Source organism: Flavobacterium sp. JP2137 (genome assembly GCF_050562195.1).
Taxonomy (GTDB): Bacteria; Bacteroidota; Bacteroidia; order Flavobacteriales; family Flavobacteriaceae; genus Flavobacterium.
On sequence record NZ_CP191647.1, the window covers coordinates 1,608,097 to 1,627,657 of the forward strand.

The window sequence follows — 19,561 nt, forward strand, 5'->3', positions numbered from 1 at the left end:
CCGAGGAATATCTTTAACTAACTGTCTTTCAATGTTTTTTAAACCTACCTCCCTTATGTCAATACAAGCTATTACTCGTTTATTACTAGATATTTACAAAGGTTTTCAAAAAATTAGTCGGTCAGTAGTGATTTTTAATATATTATGTAGGATGACCATTGCAAACATCAAAAACAAACATTGCTTAGGATTATCCGTTTCAATCTCCAATTCATTGATTGCAGTTTTCAGTTTAGACAGTGCTTCGTTGTAAAATCTTTCCATAAAACAAATTTTTATGGTAAAATCCTTTTCAAAGTATTCTCTTTTTTATTTTTCAGGTAATGGTTGACCACACCACCGATATGTCCAATCAATAAAGCTATCAATAGTATGGACAATGCTTTATGTGCGTTAAGTGGTGGAATATCTAAATTTCTAGGTAAAAGCGAAGCATCGGCACGCTGTAATGCTTCTCCGAGATTGCCCATTGCAATAGTTGCAATACCTGTTATACATAACAATATTAATATGTAGTAAAAGGAATTTTCTATCCAAATGACCAGCTTGTTGTGCAGGGAGTTTCCAGTTTCTAATCTTGAGGGTCTTTTGTGCCGAAAGAAAAACCAAACCCTGACTAATGTCAAAGCAAAAACCAAAATGCCAACAAACATATGCACTCTCAATAAATTGAGTTTCGCTATTCCAGCTTCCATATTTCCCATGATGAAGCCTGTTGGAATAAGTAGGATAATCAGCATGAAACTCACCCAATGGATGATAATGGTTCCCTTGCTGTATTTATCTGAAAGGTTATTTTTTACAGCTGTTTTCATTTTTACAATATTTATAGTTATTTTCTTTTTAGTTTCCCCGAAAGTAGCATACCACTTCGTGCGTTTAGTACAATAAGCGTGAGGTTGCACAAACCAAATCCGAACTCTGCTATTTGTGCAACAAAAAAAACATGGTCTATCGTATGGAAATGTGAACGGTAGTAAAGGAACACAGCCAACGACATCAAGCCAGCCCCGTTCAATATCATTAATTTCATTCTTTTTTTCTTCGCCAAAATGATGGGATTGCTGGAGTTACCTGCTAATTTATCGCCTGTAAGCTTTAGGATTGGCATTGCTATAACCATAACAGGGAGAGCATATAAGATAAAAGTCTTGACGTTTTTTATAAATTGAATATCCCCCTTAATCTCTGCAACCAATGATAAGCTGAAAAAGGTCACGATGGTCATTCCCACTATGATGGTAGCAATAAAATGTGCTGTTACAACGGTCTTGCGTTTCATAATCATTCATTTAAAAAGGTAATTCCACATTTACCGTAACCTTATCGCCAACCAATAAATCCACAACTCCTCCTCCGATATCAAACGTGCTGATTGAAAGCGTGAAAGTTGCCTTTAGAAATTTACTACCTCCATTTGTTATGACCTCAAACGGGATTTCTTTTGTTTCGGTCTTGCCTTTGATTTTTATATCAAAAGTACCAGTATAGTCTCCTCCCTTTTTTCTGATGATTTTTTTGGATTGGATGACTAATTGGGGATGATTGGTTGCATCAAGCCATACTTCATTTTGCAAATGCTTATCCCTTTTTGCATTACCTGTCGATATACTTGAAATACCTACTGTACCTGAGATTGTTTCCGAACCATCTTTGTCAAGAACTATCTTATAATCAATTTTGCTAAATTGACCGTTTATAGTACTAAATCCCTTTTTGATGTTGAAGGTTACTTTTCTATCTTTTGCCGTTTGGGCGGAAAAAGTGAAATTACCTGTTGAGAATAAGGTTATCAATAAAATGCTTACGAGTTTCATCCTGTTTGTTTTTTGTTTACAGGACAAAGTTCGACATAGCCCGAAGCTTAAAATTGTAAAAAATGGAAATTGGGGATTTCCTTGCGTAGTTGGTTAGGTGTTTGCCCTGTAATACCTTTCACTTCATGGATGAAATGTGCCTGGTCAAAATAATTGTTATCGTATGCAATGTGCGTTAGCGAGTTTTCAGAATGTTTCATCTGAAAGGCAACCTGTTTCAATTTTACAATACGAAAGTACTCTTTTGGCGAACAACCAATGTAATCATAGAAGTGGTTTCGTACCGTTCTGTCTGAAACGCCCAACTGCTTGGACAATTCTGTGACTTCAATATGTCCAGAGCTTACTTCAATCAGTTCTATCGCTTTTGTGATAAGTGATAAATCTCGGATGAGGATATTGTCTAAAAATACGTCCTCTACTTCATTAAACATCTGATCTATATCACGGCTGGTTTTTACTTTTTGCAAAAAATTCTTGGCAATACTTCCGAAAAGTTCTTCTGTGTTGATTAACCAAGGTAACGAGTTGATAGGTTTTTTAGTGAAATAAGCCAAGCCAAAAGGTTTCAGATGTGCGCCTAAAATTTTTATCCTATCTGTCGACGGCTGGACAGTTATTTTTTTAAGGGAAATTCTGGAAATAGCAATGTTGACTAATTCGGACGTCTTTAATGTATCATTGATTACTGTAAATGGATGGTCAAAAAAATAACCAAATGTTATTCTTGGGAAAGGGATTATAAATTCAGCTTGTTCTGATAATTGAGATACCGGAACATCGATATAAAAGTAATATTCCACGATACCTGAAAGGAATGAGTAATAAGGTTTTCTAATCGTAAAATTTCTATCACTCTCCATCATTTTATTTAAAATTCGCTATTGTGCTAATTTACAAAAACAAATCCGATTTGTTCTAAACAAAAAAACTAATATTGTAATGATTAACAACTTTACAACCTCCTGCCTTTCTTCTTTTTCTTCATCTTTTTGGCAAACTGTTCTTCTTCGTAATCTACGCCAAGTGCATCGGGTAACAGGCTGAACAAACCTAAATCGGAACTCTGCGAATGTTCCTGTGGGATAAACTCAAAAAGGTCTTTCGTTGGAACATCATCCTGTGTATTCGTTTTGGAAACAGGTCTGTCCTGTATTTTCAGTTCGGGTTTGTTGCCGTTGCTCCACCACTCGTTAAATAGATTAGCTGAAAGGTTTCTATCCAATGCTGAACCGTTCCAAACGCTTCGGCTCTGGTGGTCGATAAAGGTTATTCCGTAAACCCGTCCACTGTCGTTCCTGCGGACAACGGTATTGATGCCCTGTTCTGCAAGTTGCTTTTTAAATTCTACTTCGCTGTTTGTCGTGTGCATAGCCAGTTCAACGGTATTTTTCAGTACAGCCCTTGCAGGGTTGGTCTTCATTTTCTCTTTGGACTGTTCAAAGTGTTTTTGCAGTTGTGCCACCCCTGCATCTTTGCCGAAAAGCGATGCTTTGAATGGGTTGCTTACCTTGTTGCCGTTCTCGTCCAATGCCACATATACCAAACCGTTTACGGTCTGTCCATTACGCTCTCCCTTGACTTCTTCTGCTGTAATATTGAACAGCGACAATAAAGCATTGTAGCTTCCCATGGTCGAAAAGCTGTAATACTTCGGTAGATACCGAACGACCGAAGCAATCTGGCTCTTTATATCGCCACTTTGATAATCCACAGGCTTAAAAATCTTATTGTCCTGTTTCTGCTCCTGCTCGGTGGCTTTGTTCAGGTTATATTTGATTTCCAAATCCCGACAAATAGCCATTGAGCGTGGATGGTCATAATCATCAGGGATTTTCTTTCCGTCAATTCCCACGCAGGTCGAAACGATATGGATATGCGTGCGGTCAATGTCCGTATGTTTGAAAACTATATAGGGCTGATTACCGTAGCCCATACGCTCCATATACTCGCAAGCCATTTCGGTAAACTGTTCATCGCTGACCTTATCCGCAGGATCTGGGTTCAGCGAAATATGGCGAACCGTCTTTTCCGTTTTGATATTTGCGGACAGGTACGGCTCAAAACATTTATTAAAATAAGCTACAGAATACCTGCCATCCAACGTGTCTGGTATTTTGTTCAGCAACAGAACCGCTCCGTTTTCCGCTTCCACTTTCTGCTGATTGTACAGGATAGCTCCGTACATATTGCTTCCTTTTCCGATTTTTGCTATCATTTTTCTACTCTTTATTCAGGTATTTACGTTCAAATTCTGTGGTCAGGGAAACAACTTTCATCAACAGCTCTTTCATTTCTGCTGTCTGTTTTTCCAATTTGTAGAGGTATGCAGAAGCCTTTTTCTCTGAAAAATTGGTATTCAACAGCCTTACAATCTGATTGTAATTGGTTGCTATTCCTCGAAACTGACCGAAAAATTGGGTCAAACTTGCGTGGTACTCAACTGCATCCATATCAATTTTTATGGTCTTTACCGTCTTCTGAAAGAGACAAGCCGTAATGAAATGAGCCGTTACTTTCATTCCTGACTGGTCAAAAAGTGCAAGGAACTTGGCATTATCTTCATCATTCAGGTTAAAGGAATACCGATTGACCGCAGGGTCAATCTTCGGTTTTCTTCCTGTTTTTCTAATCTGTTTTCTGTTTTTCTCTTCCATAATAAATCCATTTCTAATTTTTAGACAAACGGGCGACTTCGAAGCCGTTTCCAGCCCCCTGCAAGGGCAAGTGCTTTTGAGGTGCGGAATTTATTCCGAGGACCTCAAAAGATAACTTGCTCTGAACAGGGGTTCAGAAAAATCCGTTTTGCAAACGGATTGTAGTTAGCAGGGAAAACCCATAGCTTCCATTACAAATTTCGGTAAGACTATTTGAATAACAGCTATTTACATCAATGACAATGAACGCCAAATGACGCCACTGAATGCCACCTTAAGGCAGATTGTGACGGCTTTTATTTCCTTTGTATATGGTTAGCTGGTTGATTAGTTATATCCTTAATGAAGTAACTAAACAGCATAAATCCCGACAGCAAATCTGCGTGATTGAATGCAGACGAATTACAGATTTTTTAGTTAATTAACTACCCAATTTAAGGTATGCAGGTGCTTAGGTAGATAGGTAGTTACATAGATACAACTGTATATACAGCTGATTGCTTAGTTAACCAAACAGCTAATTGGATATAATATTAAAAATGAGAGATATGACACACGAAGAAAATAAAAATCAGCAACCCGAAAAAGAGGATTTCTCTATTGAAAATTTCATAACTGATGAAAATAAACAATCTTTCACGGAACAACAGGCAGTAACACATCGGGAAGATTTTGTCAAACCCAAAGTAGATGAGGAAGCTATTATGCGTGTAATGGCAGGCGAAGAACCTTCGGAAACGGAAACGGAAAACACAAAAACACCTGCGAGTAATACAAGAAGGATGATTTACAAGCCAAAAAAGCTGACCAAAGAGGACTACTGCGGACGGTTCTTCAAAATTCCCACGACAACGGCAAGCAGGGGGAAATCAGTGTATGTACGGCAGGAACACCACGAAACATTTAACAGGTTTACAAATATTATGGGCATCGACAAACTGACGATTTATGCGTATCTGGACAACATTATCGAATACCACTTTCAGGAGTTCGGGGAATTGATTAGGGAAATCTATAACGAGAAACACAAACCGTTGTTTTGATAACTATGCGTGGTGGGTGGTACGTTTCTACCTCTTAAAATTATTTTCCAAAAGAAAAAAACAGAAAAAAAAGAAAGCCATTTTAACAAGGGGGACAGGCGGAAAAACCAAAAGGAAACGGAATAAGTCCCGAAGGGTGGCAGGGCAACAGATTAACCAGGCGAAGCCACCATATTTGCCCTGCCATTATGCCGTAAGCTTTTGGTTGGGCGGTGCGGTGGCTGTCCGCCTTATCTTTGCTACCTTTTTTATTATCTTTTTTTAAGATACCAATCAATGGCTTTTTTTTCTTCCTTTTCTATAAATTTATTTTTGGCTTCGTTGTATTCATTTCCATCACGCCATTCTTTCTTGCTTAGTTCCTCTTTTAGTAATTGATATTCCTCTTTTATAAGTGGATATGTTTTTAAATAATCTCTAAAAGCAATATGTCTTAACCAATGTTCAGAATTATAATGTAAAATATGAATATGAGCCAAGCGACAATTATGTTCTTCCGTGCTGGCTGGAATAATATCCTTATTTGCAATTATTATTGGAATTGATAAAGTCCTTGGATTGATTTTGTGTTTTACGAAAAACCTTCGATAAGGCATAATTTCATTGAAGCATTCATAGTAAACATAATTACTACTTATTAGTGGTGAAATAGTTCCTTCTAAATCTTTATCAGAATTTACACCAATTAGAATATCAATTATAGGTTTTGCAGATAGACCTTGTATAGATGTACTCCCTATATGTTCAATTTTAGGGTTAATATTTCCAATCAGTTTCAAAAGTTCATTCTTTATGTTTTCAAAATCAGTTGACCAATTGGGGTTGTGTTTTTCAAATGTAAGCTTCATGGATATATACAGGTTAGACGGCAAAAATAAAAAAAGTAAGATGTTTAATCAAATATATTTGGCAACTGAACGCCAAATACTACCTCTGACTACAACATTGGAAGAACTCTTATAAGTTACATTTACTTTCGAGGTTTAAATGATGTAGGTATGGAAATAACAGTTTTGGACATTCAGATTTTAAAGGCATTGCACAGAGAAGTAAAGGAAGTTTCTTTATTGATTAAGGAAATCACTACACCCTACAAAGCACTGCAACAGGCAACGAAATGGCTCGACCAACAGGAAGCCTGCCAATTGCTCAACATCAGCAAAAGAACGTTGCAGACGTATAGGGCAAAAGGCATCCTTGGAGCAACGCAAATCAATCGGAAGACGTATTTTAGATTATTCGATGTGGAGTTACTGATGCAGGGAGAGCGACCATTAAAAAAGCAAAAGAAATGAAACAGATTGGAAATTCAAACGAAGATATGCTTGCCTTGCTCGAAGCTGTGGTAGGCATAAAAAATGAACTGTTGTATATCAGAGAATATTTCCACCCATTACTAAAAGGGGAAATCTACCTGTCAGGCGAACAGGTTTGTGAGATGTTACACATAAGCAAACGGACATTGCAACAATACAGGGATGACGGACTGCTACCTTTTATCAAGCTTGAACGGAAAATCCTTTTCCAAGAAAGTGATGCAGACTGCTTGCCGTTTACGGTAATCCTGCACATAACCGTAACCTTTCCGTTTTTCTTCGGGGCATTCTTTTTAAGGTAAAACAATACCTTAAACGTTGATTTTTTTGTCGTTTCCATACTCACAATTCTTAATGATAAAATTAAACTTATGTGAGCTACGGAACAATATGAAAAACTATGCAGAATACTGAAATACAGTATATTAAAGGTGTTGTTTGTGTTTTCAAAAGTAACGTTTTAGTAACCTTACTTTTGCCAAACCTCGCTTTTTACTGCTTTTTACCTCATTACCAAAAAATCATAAAACGGTTGTAAAGTCTTTATTTACAACCGTTTTGCCTGTTATTAATCTTTGATGTATTTTTACTGAAACTTTATTTTAGAGTAATGACAAATTTGCGTTGTTCTCCTTTTTCAAAAACCACTGTCGTAGTAAATGGTTTCTTTTTATGTAGAATTACAAAGTGGAAAACACCCTCTCTAAATTTGAATTTTGATTCGGGCATCATAGGGTTTTGGCTCATTAGGGTGTTAAATTGAACGAGTAAATCGTCATTTAAGTTATCAAAGTGCGTCAGTCCCTTTTCATCGGTGGTTTTTGTCCATTCGGCAAAATCCGTTTTCTGTGCGTTGGTTTGCCACGAAAAGTCACTAAAGGCATAAATAACGGTTAGTGGAATGCTGGCTCCTGCTTCATCTTTAACAGTGATTAAGGCCGTATTTCTGTCCAATGACGAAGCTCCATCGTCTTTTGAACAACCCATTAGCAAGGTGGAAATAAAGGCAAAAAGGAATATGTTTCTTTTCATGCTTAGTTTTTTATGTTTTCTAGGGGTTAAATATAGAGTTAAAAAAGATCATTAGAAATTAAATGTTAAATTTTAACTAAAATATTTGTGCTTAGACCGTTTTAAGGAAAATAATTTTTGGGGATACGCATAAAAAAGTGCGGTATTGTCAGCTAAGAACAACTTGATTATTTTTGTAGCCAACAGCCCGCTGCCGAATAGCAGGGGGAAACGGCAAATATTAACGGGAAAAATATGACAGAAGGAGAACTTATCAATCGAAAAGGCGCTTTAAAGGGCGCATTAATACCCGCTGCGGTCTTGGATTTGTTGAATCGCGGCCTGTTGGAATCGGTCAATCTCATCGAGTGGTCGGCGGTCGATCATCGCAAGTTGGTCGAGCAGGCCTATCCCGAATTGGGATTGTCGGAACTGATAGCGCCGTCGATCGCGCTTTTGCAAAGCATAGACAAGCCTTCGGCCATGAAGAACGTCGCAGCAATGGGGCAGTTGCTGTTTGAATACGGCAGGGAAAAACAGTGTTTGGATACACTTTATCGCGATTTGTACAATCATACTTCCGATACCATTCGCAGTTTTAGCTGTTTTGTGATAGCCTTACAAGGAGACCTGCCGATCAACCACCGCTTGGAATCGGCAAGAGTGTTGATTGCCGATGGCAATTTTGGCGTACGCGAAATCATTTGGATGGCGCTAAGACCGCATATCGCGACACAACTCGATGAGGTATTGCTGTATTTACAAGGCTGGACTGCCGACCCCGATGCACGCATTCGCCGTTTCGTCACCGAAGTAACGCGACCAAAGGGGGTATGGACCGCCGCGATCATTCGCTTAAAGGAAAATCCCGAATTGGCCTTGCCGCTGTTGGAGGCCCTGCGCAACGATCCCGCCTTATACGTGCAAAACAGCGTGGCCAATTGGTTAAACGACAGCAGTAAGTCGCAACCGGAGTTCGTGCGTTCCGTCTGTGCCCGCTGGTTGGAGGAATCCAATACCAAAAGCACCCAATACATCGTCAAAAGAGCGCTGCGCACCCTAAACAAATAAGCGATAGTCCCAATCCGCATCCCGGCTATTGACCATCGAGTGACCGTGGTAAATGCGAATTTACAGCAGGCTGCATAGGGGTAATGCGCTTGTTGTTAGTTGTTTGCTGCTGTGTTGGTTTATTTTATGAAACTATTAAGAGGGCATAAGTCAAAGAATTTCCGTACCTTTAAGTATTGAGAAACTTAGTAAAAACCCACATGAATAGATACAAACCCCTTCAAGACATTCCGGTTTCGGTACTGGATTTAGCCGTAATCGGTGTCGATATCAGCACCCATCAAACCTTAAAAAACAGCCTTTCCCTGGCCCAATACGTGGAAGGCTTGGGCTATAATCGATTTTGGGTTGCCGAACACCACAACATGCCGTATATCGCCAGTTCGGCTACGGCGGTTTTAATCGGTTATTTGGCGCAGGGTACCCAAAAGATGCGCATCGGTTCTGGCGGAATTATGCTGCCCAATCACGCGCCTTTGGTCATTGCAGAACAATTTGGCACCTTGGAATCGCTCTATCCCAATCGCATCGATTTGGGACTGGGTAGAGCCCCGGGTACCGATGGCGTGACGGCCATGGCGCTGCGCAGAACCACAAATTTATCGGCCAGCTTTTTTCCCGAACAGCTAGCAGAACTGCAGCAGTACCTTTCCAAGGACAATGCCGCGGCCAAGGTACGTGCTTTTCCAGGCGATGGACTCGAAATTCCGCTTTGGATTTTGGGCTCCAGTACAGACAGTGCCCATCTGGCGGCAAAACTCGGACTGCCCTATGCCTTTGCCAGTCATTTTGCCCCCGAACAACTTCAGGTGGCCGCCCAAATTTACAAACGCGAATTTCAACCCTCGGCACAATTGGACGAACCCTATTTTATGGCCTGCATCAATGCGGTGGTCGCCGATACCGAAGAGGAAGCCCGTAGCCTGGCCACCTCCTTATACCACATGTTTTTGGGAATTATTCGCGACGACCGCAAACCCCTGTTAAAACCCGTGGATAGCATGGAAGGCCGATGGAGCGACTATGAGGAAACCCTGGTGCTGCAAAAACTGTCCTGCTCTTTTATAGGAACCAAAGACAGCATACAGTCCGACCTCCAGCGATTCTGCGACGTGTTGGAAATCGACGAACTCATGCTAACCAGCCCGATATACGACCACCAAGCCCGATTAAAGAGCTTTCAATTGTTTAAAGAAGCGATGAAGTCCTAAGCCCTGGTTGGTAAAATAAATTTTCAATAAAAATACATCGAAGATTAGAAATACTGAAAACGGTTGTAAGCCAGGGCGCTACAACCGTTTTTTGGTTTTTGAGCGCATTAAGGGAATCGAATGCGCTATTCCTCAAAGAGTAGAACAATAAAAACGGGAACTCGTTTGTCGCTTGTTGACAATAGGATAGCAACCCAAAACAAAATAATGGAGGAGCTGAGGTTGTTAAAGAATACAGTAGAAATAAAACCCTCAATTGTTGCCGTTATCGGCAAAATCAGGGATTTTTAAAATCGTATTTGTCATATATTTGGCGATACCGCCTTTCCCTGAAAATTTCAATACAAAAAACGCCCCGAGCTCTTAGGAGAACCCGGGGCGTTTTTCGTTGTTACTGCGGTGTTTAACCGATATGGGGTACTTTTCCCAGCGAGATGAAAACCTGAGTGGCCAAGATGACGGTAGACAGTATAAAAATGCCGGTAAAACCGATTTTCATGCCCAGCGAAATCTTTTCCTGAGCCTGTCGTTTGGCCTTGATCAGCATCAGTACGGGAAGTATTAGAGACAGGATGACCAAGGATATCGAAGCATAGCTCAACGCCAAGATAAAACCCTTGGGATAATAGAGGGCAAAGCCCAATGCCGGAGCGAAAGTCAGAAATATAGCCGTATAGGAATTGCTGATCCACGCCTTGTTTTTTCCGAGGTCTTTGATGTAGTCGTATAGGGCGAGAGCCACGCCTAAAAAAGACGTCAATATGGCCGCTGCGGCAAAGATGTTGACAGCTATATTGGTGATGGGGGCCTGTGAAATTTGTCGAATTGCGAGTAACAAGCCCTCCAGGCCGACGTTGGTATGGATGATGCGCATAAAGATGCCGTTGTCGATGCTTCCCAATACGGCGATTTCCCAGATCAAATAAATCACGAGTGGAATGGCGCTGCCGACGATCATCACCAAGCGCAATTGCTTGAAATCGCCTTTTAAATAAGACACCAAACTCGGAATGACCACGTGAAACCCAAAGGAGGTAAAAATAACGGGTATGGCCGAGAAAATCAAAGCCCGCTCTACGGGTAGGGTGGCGAGGTTTTCCAGGCGTACGTATGGGAATAGGGCTGCGATAACCAATACCAAAAACAGCAGCTTGATCGAAAAAATCCATTTGGTCGTAAAGTCGACGACCTTAGTGCCCAAGGAAACGATACCGCCAAAGAGCACGGTAAACACCAAAGCCGCCTGTGTAGGCGAGAGTTCGATGTGGAGCCATAATTGGAGGTTGCTGCTCAATATGGCGCCGCCGCCGCTGATATAGGCCGAAATCAGGGCATACATCAGCGTTAGCATGCTGATAGCCGTGATAATGGAGCCGGTTTTGCCCAAATACTTTTGAGTAATGGTATTCATACCCGAATCGTGGGGATTGTATTTATAGATCTTTACAAAGAGTAAAGCGGTATAGCACATGGCCAACCAAATCAAAAATAAAACGATAGAGATCCCACCAAAGCCGACTCCGGCAGAGATGATGGGCATCGCCAGCATGCCTCCGCCTATAGCGGTACCGGCCACGATTAAAATACTTCCAATAATTTTGCTATTCACGAGGATTAATTGTAATTTGATAGGGTTATAGTGTTCTAAAATTTAAAGGTACTTTTTTTACGGTAACTACCCAGAGATTTGCCTTTAAAAGCTATAAAAATCGACCAGAATCCTTAATTTTAACAACTGGGTGATTTGGTCCAAAGAAAGGCGAGTTAAACTTTAAAATAATCAATCCGTTGAGCAGTAGTAAATTACAAGTGGAAACCGAATTGTTGGCCAAGGGAATCAATCCAACCGCTATGCGTATTTTGGTCTTGGAATATTTAAAATCCCAAAGGGAAGCGGTAACCCTAAGCGATATCGAGAGCAGTTTTGAGCAATCGGATCGGGTAACCCTGTACCGCACCCTAAAAACCTTTGAACAAAAGGGGGTGATTCACCGAATTACCACTGGAGCAGGTGCGCAATATGCCTTGTGTGATGCCCAGTGTTCCGAGGACAACCACCGCGACACCCATCTGCATTTTATCTGCAACCGCTGTAAAAAAACCACTTGCTTAACCCAGGTACTCATTCCGAAGATGATTATTCCCAAGGGATTTCACATCGATCAATACGAGGTGTTGGCCCGTGGGATTTGCGAGCTCTGCAGCGATTCCGCTGCCGATTAATCGGACTGCCGCGCTTCGATATGACGCATAATTTGCTGGGCGTGTATGCGCGAGTTTTCTATAAACCACTGATGCGTATCCAAACCGCCGCAAACCACACCGGCTAAGTACAAGCGTTCGACGTTGGTTTCCATCGTCTGCGGGTTGTAGTGGGGTCTGCGGTTTTTGTCGGCGCTTAAGGCGATGCCCAGGCTTTCCAAAAACGGCAGGTTGGGGCGGTAACCGATGAGGGCCAATACAAAATCGTTCTCCAAGTGCAGCGTTTCGGTAGGCGTTTGTACAAAAACACCATCCGCAGTGATTTCCGTCACTTCACTCTCGTAGTACACGCGTATAGCCCCTTCGGCGATGCGGTTTTCGATGTCGGGACGCACCCAATACTTCACGTTGCTACCCAATTCCTTTGCCCGAACGACCAAGCTGACTTCGGCGCCTTTTCGATAACATTCCAAGGCCGCGTCTACAGCCGAATTACTCCCGCCTATAACCACTACTTTTTGCCCGCTGTAATAATGTGGGTCGCGGTAATAATGAGCGACTTTAGCCAGTGATTCCCCCGCTATGTTCAAGTAATTCGGCAGGTCGTAAAAACCCGTGGCGATGATTACATCGGCTGCCGTATAGGTCGCCTTAGAAGTAACCACGCTAAAAGTCTGCTGCTTGGTCACCGACAACACCTCTTCAAAGAGGTTAATCTGCAGCTGCCGCGATTGTACAATTCGGCGGTAGTATTCCAAGGCTTCGTTGCGCTTGGGGCGGTTTTCGATGCTGGTAAAGGGAATGTCGTCCAATTCCAAGAGTTCCGACGAGGAAAAAAACTGCATATTCGTCGGATAGTGGTAGAGCGAATTGACCAAGCAACCCTTTTCCAAGATCAAATAACGCTTGTTGCTCTTGGCGGCTTCGAGGGCACAGGCCATTCCGATAGGGCCGCCTCCCACTATTATAATGTCGTAAGTGTTGTCCATGAAATGTATCGTTGATTGCAACCCCAACTAACGCAAAAACCATTCCTATTATAGCGTCTAAAGCAAAACAAAAGTTTGGACATCTGCGCAGCCTTTTCGATAAATTGCTGCGATTTAAGGGAAAATTCCTAGATAAGGTTATATTTGTAAACGGAACAAGAGCCATTAAAGCAAAATTCCGAAACAGTTTTTGAAGATACTGCAATAGAAAATCGCTTTAAAGCGGTGGTTTTGCGGTGTTTTTCAGTTTTTATAAGCTTGGTAGCCACGCGATTGACTCCGTGTCAGTTGGCGGGGTTACAACCTAACCATATCGTTTTTTACATGAGATCAAAAAAAATCATCGACGCCCTTACCATTGGATTTGCGCTTTTCGCCATGTTTTTTGGCGCGGGAAATTTAATTCTCCCACCTACTTTAGGACTTCAAGCCGGAACCGATTGGTTGGCATCGATATCCGGTTTTACGATAACCGCTATTATAGCCCCCTTTTTGGGCATCGTAGCCGTTTTGTTTTCCGGGGAAACCTTTACGGACTTAGGCGGGCGAATCAACAAGTATTTTGCCGTGATTTTAGCCGTGGTCATCATGTTGAGCATCGGACCTTTGGTGGCGATTCCCCGAACGGCTGCCACGACTTTCGAAGTGGGGGTCTTGGCCATAGCGCCGGGCTTTAACCCGATCGTGTCGTCGATTATCTTTTTCGCCATTACCCTGACTTTGTCGATTTCTCCTTCTCGGGTAGTCGATATTATCGGTCAGTTCTTAACTCCCTTGCTGTTGGTGCTCCTAACCGTATTGGTGGTGGCGGGAATCTGGAATCCTGCGACCATCGCCTTGGGCGATCAGGGCGGTACTGCGGAGGCGTTTTTAGACGGCTTTCGGGAGGGATACCAGACGATGGACGTATTGGCATCGGTGATTTTTGCCAGTATCATCATTACGGCAGCCAAGGCCAAGGGCTATACCTCGGACAAGGCCAAGGTAAAAATCACCATTGTCGCCGGTCTCGTAGCCATGTTCTGCCTGCTCTTTATATACGGCGGTTTGGTTTATCTCGGCGCTACTTCGGGTTTTGACGGCGCACAGCCCTATAAACGTTCGGATTTGCTGTTGTACATTTCTCAAAATTTGTTGGGAACCAGTGGTACTGCTGCCTTGTCGCTGTGTATAGCCCTGGCTTGTCTAACGACAGCCATCGCCCTAACCTGTGCCGTGGGAACCTTCTTTAGCGACCTGACCAAGGGGAAGTTGAGCTACCGCTTAGTCGTGATTCTGACCTGTGTGTCGTCGAGTATACTCGCGGTACGCGGAGTCGATGAAATTATCGATTACGCCTTTACGTTCTTGGCCGTGGTATATCCAATTACCTTGGCCATGGTATTGTATGTGGTGCTGTTTGGAAAAGTGATTTTTAGAAGAGCCCCTTTTATCGGTGCTGTCGGAGCGACTACGGTTATTGCACTGATGGAGTTTTCAGAGCGTTGGGGGTTTCAGGCGGAATGCATCGGCAAGATCAAATCGTGGATTCCCCTACATCAATATGAATTGGCCTGGGTGGTGCCGTCGCTGGTCTTTTTTGCCTTGTTTTACCTGGGCGACCTGTTGCTGTTTCCGCAACGGCAAAAATAACGGCTAACGCGCAAAAATCGGAAGTAACAGACGCCACCGTTCGCTACTTCCGATTCGTACGGCTACTTAAAGCAGCAGGCGCTCGCCTTGCTTGGGAAAGTGGTAATCCACGCCCAACTCATTGTTGGCTTCCAATTCGCCTTTGATCAGTTCAATCTGATTGCCGCCGGGTTTTAAGTGGGTCACGATAATCTTAAATTGAGACAAACTCCCTTTTCCGGCCAAGTTTTCCAACGACTGCAACTCTTCTTGTAGCAATCGCGGGGTCAAATGACCGTATAGCGCTGTTTCGGGCTGACTGTTGGGAAAGGACACCTCTATCATCACCGCCTTCAACTTTTTGGATTGGATCAAAGCCGCCGCGCGTTGCCACAACAGCGCGAGTTTTTCTGATTTTTCGATCCGATCCGCACCGGTGTCGCCCAAGTACAAAACCACATCTCCTTGGCTATTCTCCACAAATACAGCGGCGCTTTTGCTGTATTCTCCGTGACTCAACTCAAAGGGTTCCACGCTTAAGGCCGTGTTTTCTATGGGCTGTTTACGCCCTTTTTCCAAGCTGATATAGCGGTATTTGTTCAATATAGGACCGTCGCCTTCATTGGCGAAATTAGACCAGGTACCGTTGGTGAAATAGTGTTTTTTAAACAAGTCGATGAGGTCGTCAAAGGCATAGATGTTTTTTTTGCTGTCGTCGGGCGAATTGATAATCAATCCCGCCACGTGGTCCAGGTGACCGTGAGAGATAAAATACCCTTTGATGTACGACTTTAAAACCGTTTCTTCCGTGGTGTCAAAGGTTTTTTGGGCAAGGGCTACGCGAATCCCCGCGCGGATCGTTCCGGCGTCCAACGACAGAAATTCGTTCCGACCGGGCTCTCCGATCAAATAGGCCGACAGATTGCTCTCATCGCCACCGCCATACACACCTAAGGGAACCAACTCAAACGATTGGCTCCAAAGCAGGTTTTGAAAAACCAAAAAGAGTAGTAGGATTGTTTTTTGCATTTTTTTTTACAAAGTTATTACAATTCGCGCAAGGGAACTCCAGCGAATCCAAAAAAGAAGGCTGGCGAACGAGGTCTTGGCACTCATTCCTTGGCCAAAAACAGATAGGCTTGATAACTGTGGTTGATAAAGGGGTTTTTGGGATTCTGGGGGAACTTGGCAAAATAGGAAGCCTGCGGATTCAATACCCGGTTAATCCCCGTTCGCACATAGTGATTGCTGGCCACATATACCGGCTCTGCGATCTCGGGCCGCTCTTTTTGAATGAATTTAAAGACGGTTTTCCCCAAGAGCTTTTGCATTTTGCGCTGACTCTTTTTGGAGGGCTTGTCGAGCTGATTGTAGTAATGGCGAAAGAGTATTCGCTTAAAAAATCCCTGATTGGCGATGGCGCGCTCCATAAGAGGAAAGGGGTTTAAGGGATTGAAGTCCTTGGTGGTTTGTATGGAAAACGGCATTTCGGCCACCCAGTCCAGCGGATTGACAATATTGTATGCCCAACCGTCCTGAGTGAGTTTTTCAAATTCGTAAGCGAAATAGAGGTTGCCCACCTTGGGCGAAGCCGAGGCGTAGGTTTTAAAATGGATATCGGCGGCCAAGGTACCGCTAACCTGTGCGCTGCGCAGTGCTGCGGTGAGCAAATAACTGATGGCGCCACCTTGACTGTGACCGGTGATGTAAAAATCGCGCACCCCCTTTTGATAGCAGGAATCGATTTTGGCGCGGATGTCGGGCATCAGGAACTCCGTGCCCATCGCCCAGCCCACGTGTACGTTAGCAGCCGGATGAACGGCAAACTGGTAGGGCACAGGTCCCTTGTCGGTGAGTGTCAAGCGACCCTTAGCCGGTATCATCACCTCATAGGCGTTGGAAAGCCAACTGATCGGCGACTGGGTGGAGCCGCGAACGGCGATGACCGCTTGGTTGTTGTCGTTGGCCCACAACGACCACTGGTTGTCAAAGCCCATGGATTCCGATTTATAAGCCAGCCGATACGATTCGGGTATGGCGACCACCTCGCGCTGGGGGTTTTCATCGGTTTGTGCCAAGAGCGACAGCAAATCGATGTATTCTTTGGAATCAAATCCAGGGGCTAGGGTTTGTGCGCATAGTGTCTGAACACCGAGCGCGAACAAAAGGAGTATTTTTTTCATAGAAGGGAGCATCTCATAAGTCCGATTAAATATATTAAAACTCCGAGGAATACCGGCCTAATCCGTCGATAAAAATGTCGAAAAAGCGGTGTTTAACAAAAATCACAATTTGTGAAGTAGTTAATGAGGGGTGTTTTTCTTAAAAACTGGGGCTATTTTGGGAAAAATGCCCCGGTCTAAATGGGGGATTTTCCCAATTTTCGCTAAGCTTTTAGGCAACTGCTGAAAATAATAAAATATAATTGGTGTATTTTATGAAAAATTACAGAAAAACAGTTTTATTTGTACATTTATTTGTTGTATGTAATTAAAGTACCCTTTTTCGAGTAAAGGGGTTCAAATTAATCAGTTAGTCTTTTTTTTATAGTACAGAAGATTTTTTTGATTCATTCCTTTTTATATAATTATATAAACATCTCTTTAGATAAATTTTAAAAAAGTAAAGACTTTACGGTAGTTTAATAATTAATTCCCGCTATAGATCGCCGAAACGGTATCTTGACCGACTTAATTCCTTTAAATTTAAGTGACCTTTCGTGGTTTGAGTGTCTTATAAGTGAGAATAGCTGCCATTTTGGTGGGTAGTGATAGCGTTTAGTGAAAAAATAAAACGGTATGTTTTTTGAATAAAAACAAGGGATTAAGGGGATATATAACCGGATTCCGGGTGTTTTGCTAACACATCGGTAGGAATGGGGTTGTAAATTGAATTATTTCTTATTTTTTCAGATCAAGGAAATGGATGTAAGGGCTTCTTGTTTCCGAGAAGTTTAGTGAATAACACAAAATGAGAATAAAATGCTGGATACAAACATTATTTTAAAAAGACTTAAATCCCTTTTAAACGTCAAGACGGATTTGCAGTTGTCGAAAATATTAAAGGTAAAACCCAATACGATTTCTTCGTGGAAGAAGAGAAACAGTATGCAATTTGAGTCGGTTGTTGATGTCTGTGAAATTCACAATATCGATTTAAACGAATTGCTCTATGGGATCAATAAGTTGCGTCCGCAATACAACTCGGCGGAGGGAGACGACAAAACCGGGGTCAAAATGATCACCTCGGATATGCAGTTTCAATACGTTTTGGAGTCCAACAAAATTTTGCCCACCTTATACAGCTATCACTTTCCTCACATGGAACAGTGCGAGGTGGCCTTTCAGGTAATCAGTGAAAACATGCTGCCGACGATACGCGTGAGCAGTTTTGTCATTTGTCAAAAAGCCCAGGTACAAAACCTCGTAGAGGGGGCGGTATACGTGCTGGTCGATTTTCACAAGGGCATATTCGTTCACCGCTTTAAGTCGCTGCTCAATGCCGATGAGTTGCTGTTTACCAACGACAACTCCTTCTTTAACGACAAGATCTTTAGAAAGGAAAACGTAGGCGAACTCTGGGAGGTGAAAGGGGCCTTTCTCGGTAGTTTAAACGGGGCTTAAATCCGTGTAGCAATAACGGCGCTGTCGCGTTACGGCAGCGGCTTCCTCAAATGGGGGTTCAGCGTAATCGGGATTTTTTTGACGTTATTTGAGGATGGATTGGGAATATCAGGGTGCAAAAATAAGTTTTGCCAAATTTTTAATAAAGCGTTTTTAAAGCGGATAATTGCTTATTTTCGTTTTTGAAAAAATAGGTTAAAATGAAGTTAATTTTTGTAGTATGCTGGAGTCTTATAGCCGTTTCTTTGGCCTCCGCTCAATGTAGAGAAACCGTTTCGGGAGACTTCCAATCCAAGGAGTTTAGTGCGCCCTGTCCAGTTTTTAATTTTTCCTATCAAGGGGTCAATTCCCAAAGTTGGGTGTTTCCAACCCGAGCCTTGGATATCAGTTTGGTGGCAGACGAAGTGCTCCCCGTCAAACAGCGATTAGAACAGCAGCTGCAAGCCTACGTGGGCGAGGAGTTTTTCTCTAAATTGCAGTTTAAATCCGTGGATATTAGCAATTACGACAGCATAGCCAAATTTCAAGGCCGGTATCCGCCTGTGGATATGTATGCCTGCAAAACCAAGTATTTTTTTTATTACCACTACGTACCCACTGCCGAAATTAAATACTGCATCGGCATTGCCTTGGACGACAAAGCCCAGATTATCTCGCCTTTTAACTTTCCCGCATCCCGCGACTATCTCCCGCTGGAATCCCAATTGGATTTTTGTAAGGTCATGGATATCGCAGCGAAAACCCGTACACCGATTACGCCCATAGAGTCGGTTTCCTTTGATTTTGACACCGATAAACAAAAGTTCTTTTGGTGGATCAAACAAAAGATTGTCAATCCCAAAGTAGGCGAAAACGAACGCAATGAAATCAGCATAGAAGCGGCCGATTCCGGACAGGTCGTTTCCTATAAAAAAATCATCCTGCTCGACGCGGATGGCACCGTGGTCGTAAAATCGCAGGTCAGTCCTCCCAACAAAGAACCCCTCAAAAAGATTAGAGCACCGCGCTAG

General features: G+C 42.7%; 20 protein-coding genes and 2 pseudogenes. 9 read left to right on the forward strand and 13 right to left on the reverse strand.

Going from position 1 to position 19,561, the window contains the following annotated elements; genetic code table 11:
* Window positions 1-275: 275 nt before the first annotated feature.
* The 6 genes from ACQZ43_RS06910 to mobA form a co-directional block, all read right to left on the reverse strand.
* Entirely contained in the window at window positions 276-815 is a 540-nt protein-coding gene (locus ACQZ43_RS06910; RefSeq protein WP_430615239.1) for a cytochrome b/b6 domain-containing protein, read from the reverse strand.
* Between the two features lie 17 nt (window positions 816-832).
* Window positions 833-1,282 carry a hypothetical protein gene (locus tag ACQZ43_RS06915; RefSeq protein WP_430615241.1) on the reverse strand — a complete coding sequence of 150 codons (450 nt, stop codon included), beginning with the start codon at window positions 1,280-1,282 and terminating at the stop codon, window positions 833-835.
* A 10-nt stretch (window positions 1,283-1,292) separates the two neighbouring features.
* Complete coding sequence (locus ACQZ43_RS06920) at window positions 1,293-1,817, reverse strand: YceI family protein (RefSeq protein WP_430615242.1); 525 nt, start codon at window positions 1,815-1,817, stop codon at window positions 1,293-1,295.
* A 47-nt stretch (window positions 1,818-1,864) separates the two neighbouring features.
* Complete coding sequence (locus ACQZ43_RS06925; RefSeq protein ID WP_430615244.1) at window positions 1,865-2,683, reverse strand: helix-turn-helix transcriptional regulator; 819 nt, start codon at window positions 2,681-2,683, stop codon at window positions 1,865-1,867.
* 89 nt (window positions 2,684-2,772) lie between these two features.
* Window positions 2,773-4,035, reverse strand: a complete 1,263-nt coding sequence (mobB, locus tag ACQZ43_RS06930; protein ID WP_430615246.1) for a conjugal transfer protein MobB — start codon at window positions 4,033-4,035, stop codon at window positions 2,773-2,775.
* A 4-nt stretch (window positions 4,036-4,039) separates the two neighbouring features.
* Entirely contained in the window at window positions 4,040-4,474 is a 435-nt protein-coding gene (gene mobA, locus ACQZ43_RS06935) for a conjugal transfer protein MobA (protein WP_430615248.1), read from the reverse strand.
* Window positions 4,475-5,022: 548 nt separating this feature from the next.
* On the opposite strand from mobA, the gene ACQZ43_RS06940 reads away from it, so the two are divergent.
* The gene (locus tag ACQZ43_RS06940) at window positions 5,023-5,517 is read left to right on the forward strand and encodes a DUF3408 domain-containing protein (RefSeq protein WP_430615250.1); all 495 of its coding nucleotides are present in this window, start codon (window positions 5,023-5,025) and stop codon (window positions 5,515-5,517) included.
* A gap of 251 nt (window positions 5,518-5,768) precedes the next feature.
* On the opposite strand, the gene ACQZ43_RS06945 is transcribed toward ACQZ43_RS06940, so the two are convergent.
* On the reverse strand, window positions 5,769-6,365 hold the full coding sequence (locus ACQZ43_RS06945; RefSeq protein WP_430615251.1) for a GrpB family protein: 597 nt from the start codon (window positions 6,363-6,365) through the stop codon (window positions 5,769-5,771).
* Between the two features lie 150 nt (window positions 6,366-6,515).
* Between ACQZ43_RS06945 and ACQZ43_RS06950 the strand changes: the two genes are divergently transcribed.
* Entirely contained in the window at window positions 6,516-6,812 is a 297-nt protein-coding gene (locus ACQZ43_RS06950) for a helix-turn-helix domain-containing protein (protein ID WP_430615253.1), read from the forward strand.
* Window positions 6,809-7,054 (forward strand): annotated as a pseudogene (locus ACQZ43_RS06955) (helix-turn-helix domain-containing protein); the annotation flags it as partial. The gene ACQZ43_RS06950 and the pseudogene ACQZ43_RS06955, both read left to right, overlap by 4 nt.
* On the opposite strand, the pseudogene ACQZ43_RS06960 reads toward ACQZ43_RS06955, so the two are convergent.
* Window positions 7,039-7,173, reverse strand: a pseudogene (locus tag ACQZ43_RS06960) (site-specific integrase); the annotation flags it as partial. The pseudogenes ACQZ43_RS06955 and ACQZ43_RS06960 sit on opposite strands and share 16 nt — an antisense overlap.
* Window positions 7,174-7,430: 257 nt before the next feature.
* Window positions 7,431-7,865, reverse strand: coding sequence for a hypothetical protein (locus ACQZ43_RS06965; protein WP_430615255.1), 435 nt, complete (start codon window positions 7,863-7,865; stop codon window positions 7,431-7,433).
* 234 nt (window positions 7,866-8,099) lie between these two features.
* On the opposite strand from ACQZ43_RS06965, the gene ACQZ43_RS06970 reads away from it, so the two are divergent.
* Window positions 8,100-8,915 (forward strand): DNA alkylation repair protein, encoded by an 816-nt coding sequence (locus tag ACQZ43_RS06970; protein ID WP_430615257.1) that lies wholly within the window; start codon window positions 8,100-8,102, stop codon window positions 8,913-8,915.
* 200 nt (window positions 8,916-9,115) lie between these two features.
* Window positions 9,116-10,126, forward strand: a complete 1,011-nt coding sequence (locus ACQZ43_RS06975; protein WP_430615259.1) for an LLM class flavin-dependent oxidoreductase — start codon at window positions 9,116-9,118, stop codon at window positions 10,124-10,126.
* Between the two features lie 403 nt (window positions 10,127-10,529).
* On the opposite strand, the gene ACQZ43_RS06980 is transcribed toward ACQZ43_RS06975, so the two are convergent.
* On the reverse strand, window positions 10,530-11,735 hold the full coding sequence (locus ACQZ43_RS06980) for an aromatic amino acid transport family protein (protein ID WP_430615260.1): 1,206 nt from the start codon (window positions 11,733-11,735) through the stop codon (window positions 10,530-10,532).
* A gap of 179 nt (window positions 11,736-11,914) precedes the next feature.
* On the opposite strand from ACQZ43_RS06980, the gene ACQZ43_RS06985 reads away from it, so the two are divergent.
* Window positions 11,915-12,349, forward strand: coding sequence for a Fur family transcriptional regulator (locus ACQZ43_RS06985; protein ID WP_430615262.1), 435 nt, complete (start codon window positions 11,915-11,917; stop codon window positions 12,347-12,349).
* On the opposite strand, the gene ACQZ43_RS06990 is transcribed toward ACQZ43_RS06985, so the two are convergent.
* On the reverse strand, window positions 12,346-13,317 hold the full coding sequence (locus ACQZ43_RS06990) for a YpdA family putative bacillithiol disulfide reductase (protein ID WP_430615264.1): 972 nt from the start codon (window positions 13,315-13,317) through the stop codon (window positions 12,346-12,348). The genes ACQZ43_RS06985 and ACQZ43_RS06990 overlap by 4 nt on opposite strands.
* A gap of 324 nt (window positions 13,318-13,641) precedes the next feature.
* Between ACQZ43_RS06990 and brnQ the strand changes: the two genes are divergently transcribed.
* On the forward strand, window positions 13,642-14,949 hold the full coding sequence (gene brnQ / locus ACQZ43_RS06995; protein WP_430615266.1) for a branched-chain amino acid transport system II carrier protein: 1,308 nt from the start codon (window positions 13,642-13,644) through the stop codon (window positions 14,947-14,949).
* A 66-nt stretch (window positions 14,950-15,015) separates the two neighbouring features.
* On the opposite strand, the gene ACQZ43_RS07000 is transcribed toward brnQ, so the two are convergent.
* Complete coding sequence (locus ACQZ43_RS07000) at window positions 15,016-15,957, reverse strand: 3',5'-cyclic-nucleotide phosphodiesterase (RefSeq protein ID WP_430615268.1); 942 nt, start codon at window positions 15,955-15,957, stop codon at window positions 15,016-15,018.
* Between the two features lie 83 nt (window positions 15,958-16,040).
* Complete coding sequence (locus tag ACQZ43_RS07005; protein ID WP_430615270.1) at window positions 16,041-17,093, reverse strand: lipase family protein; 1,053 nt, start codon at window positions 17,091-17,093, stop codon at window positions 16,041-16,043.
* Between the two features lie 816 nt (window positions 17,094-17,909).
* On the opposite strand from ACQZ43_RS07005, the gene ACQZ43_RS07010 reads away from it, so the two are divergent.
* Window positions 17,910-18,551, forward strand: coding sequence for a helix-turn-helix domain-containing protein (locus ACQZ43_RS07010; RefSeq protein WP_430615272.1), 642 nt, complete (start codon window positions 17,910-17,912; stop codon window positions 18,549-18,551).
* A gap of 200 nt (window positions 18,552-18,751) precedes the next feature.
* On the forward strand, window positions 18,752-19,561 hold the full coding sequence (locus ACQZ43_RS07015) for a hypothetical protein (protein WP_430615274.1): 810 nt from the start codon (window positions 18,752-18,754) through the stop codon (window positions 19,559-19,561).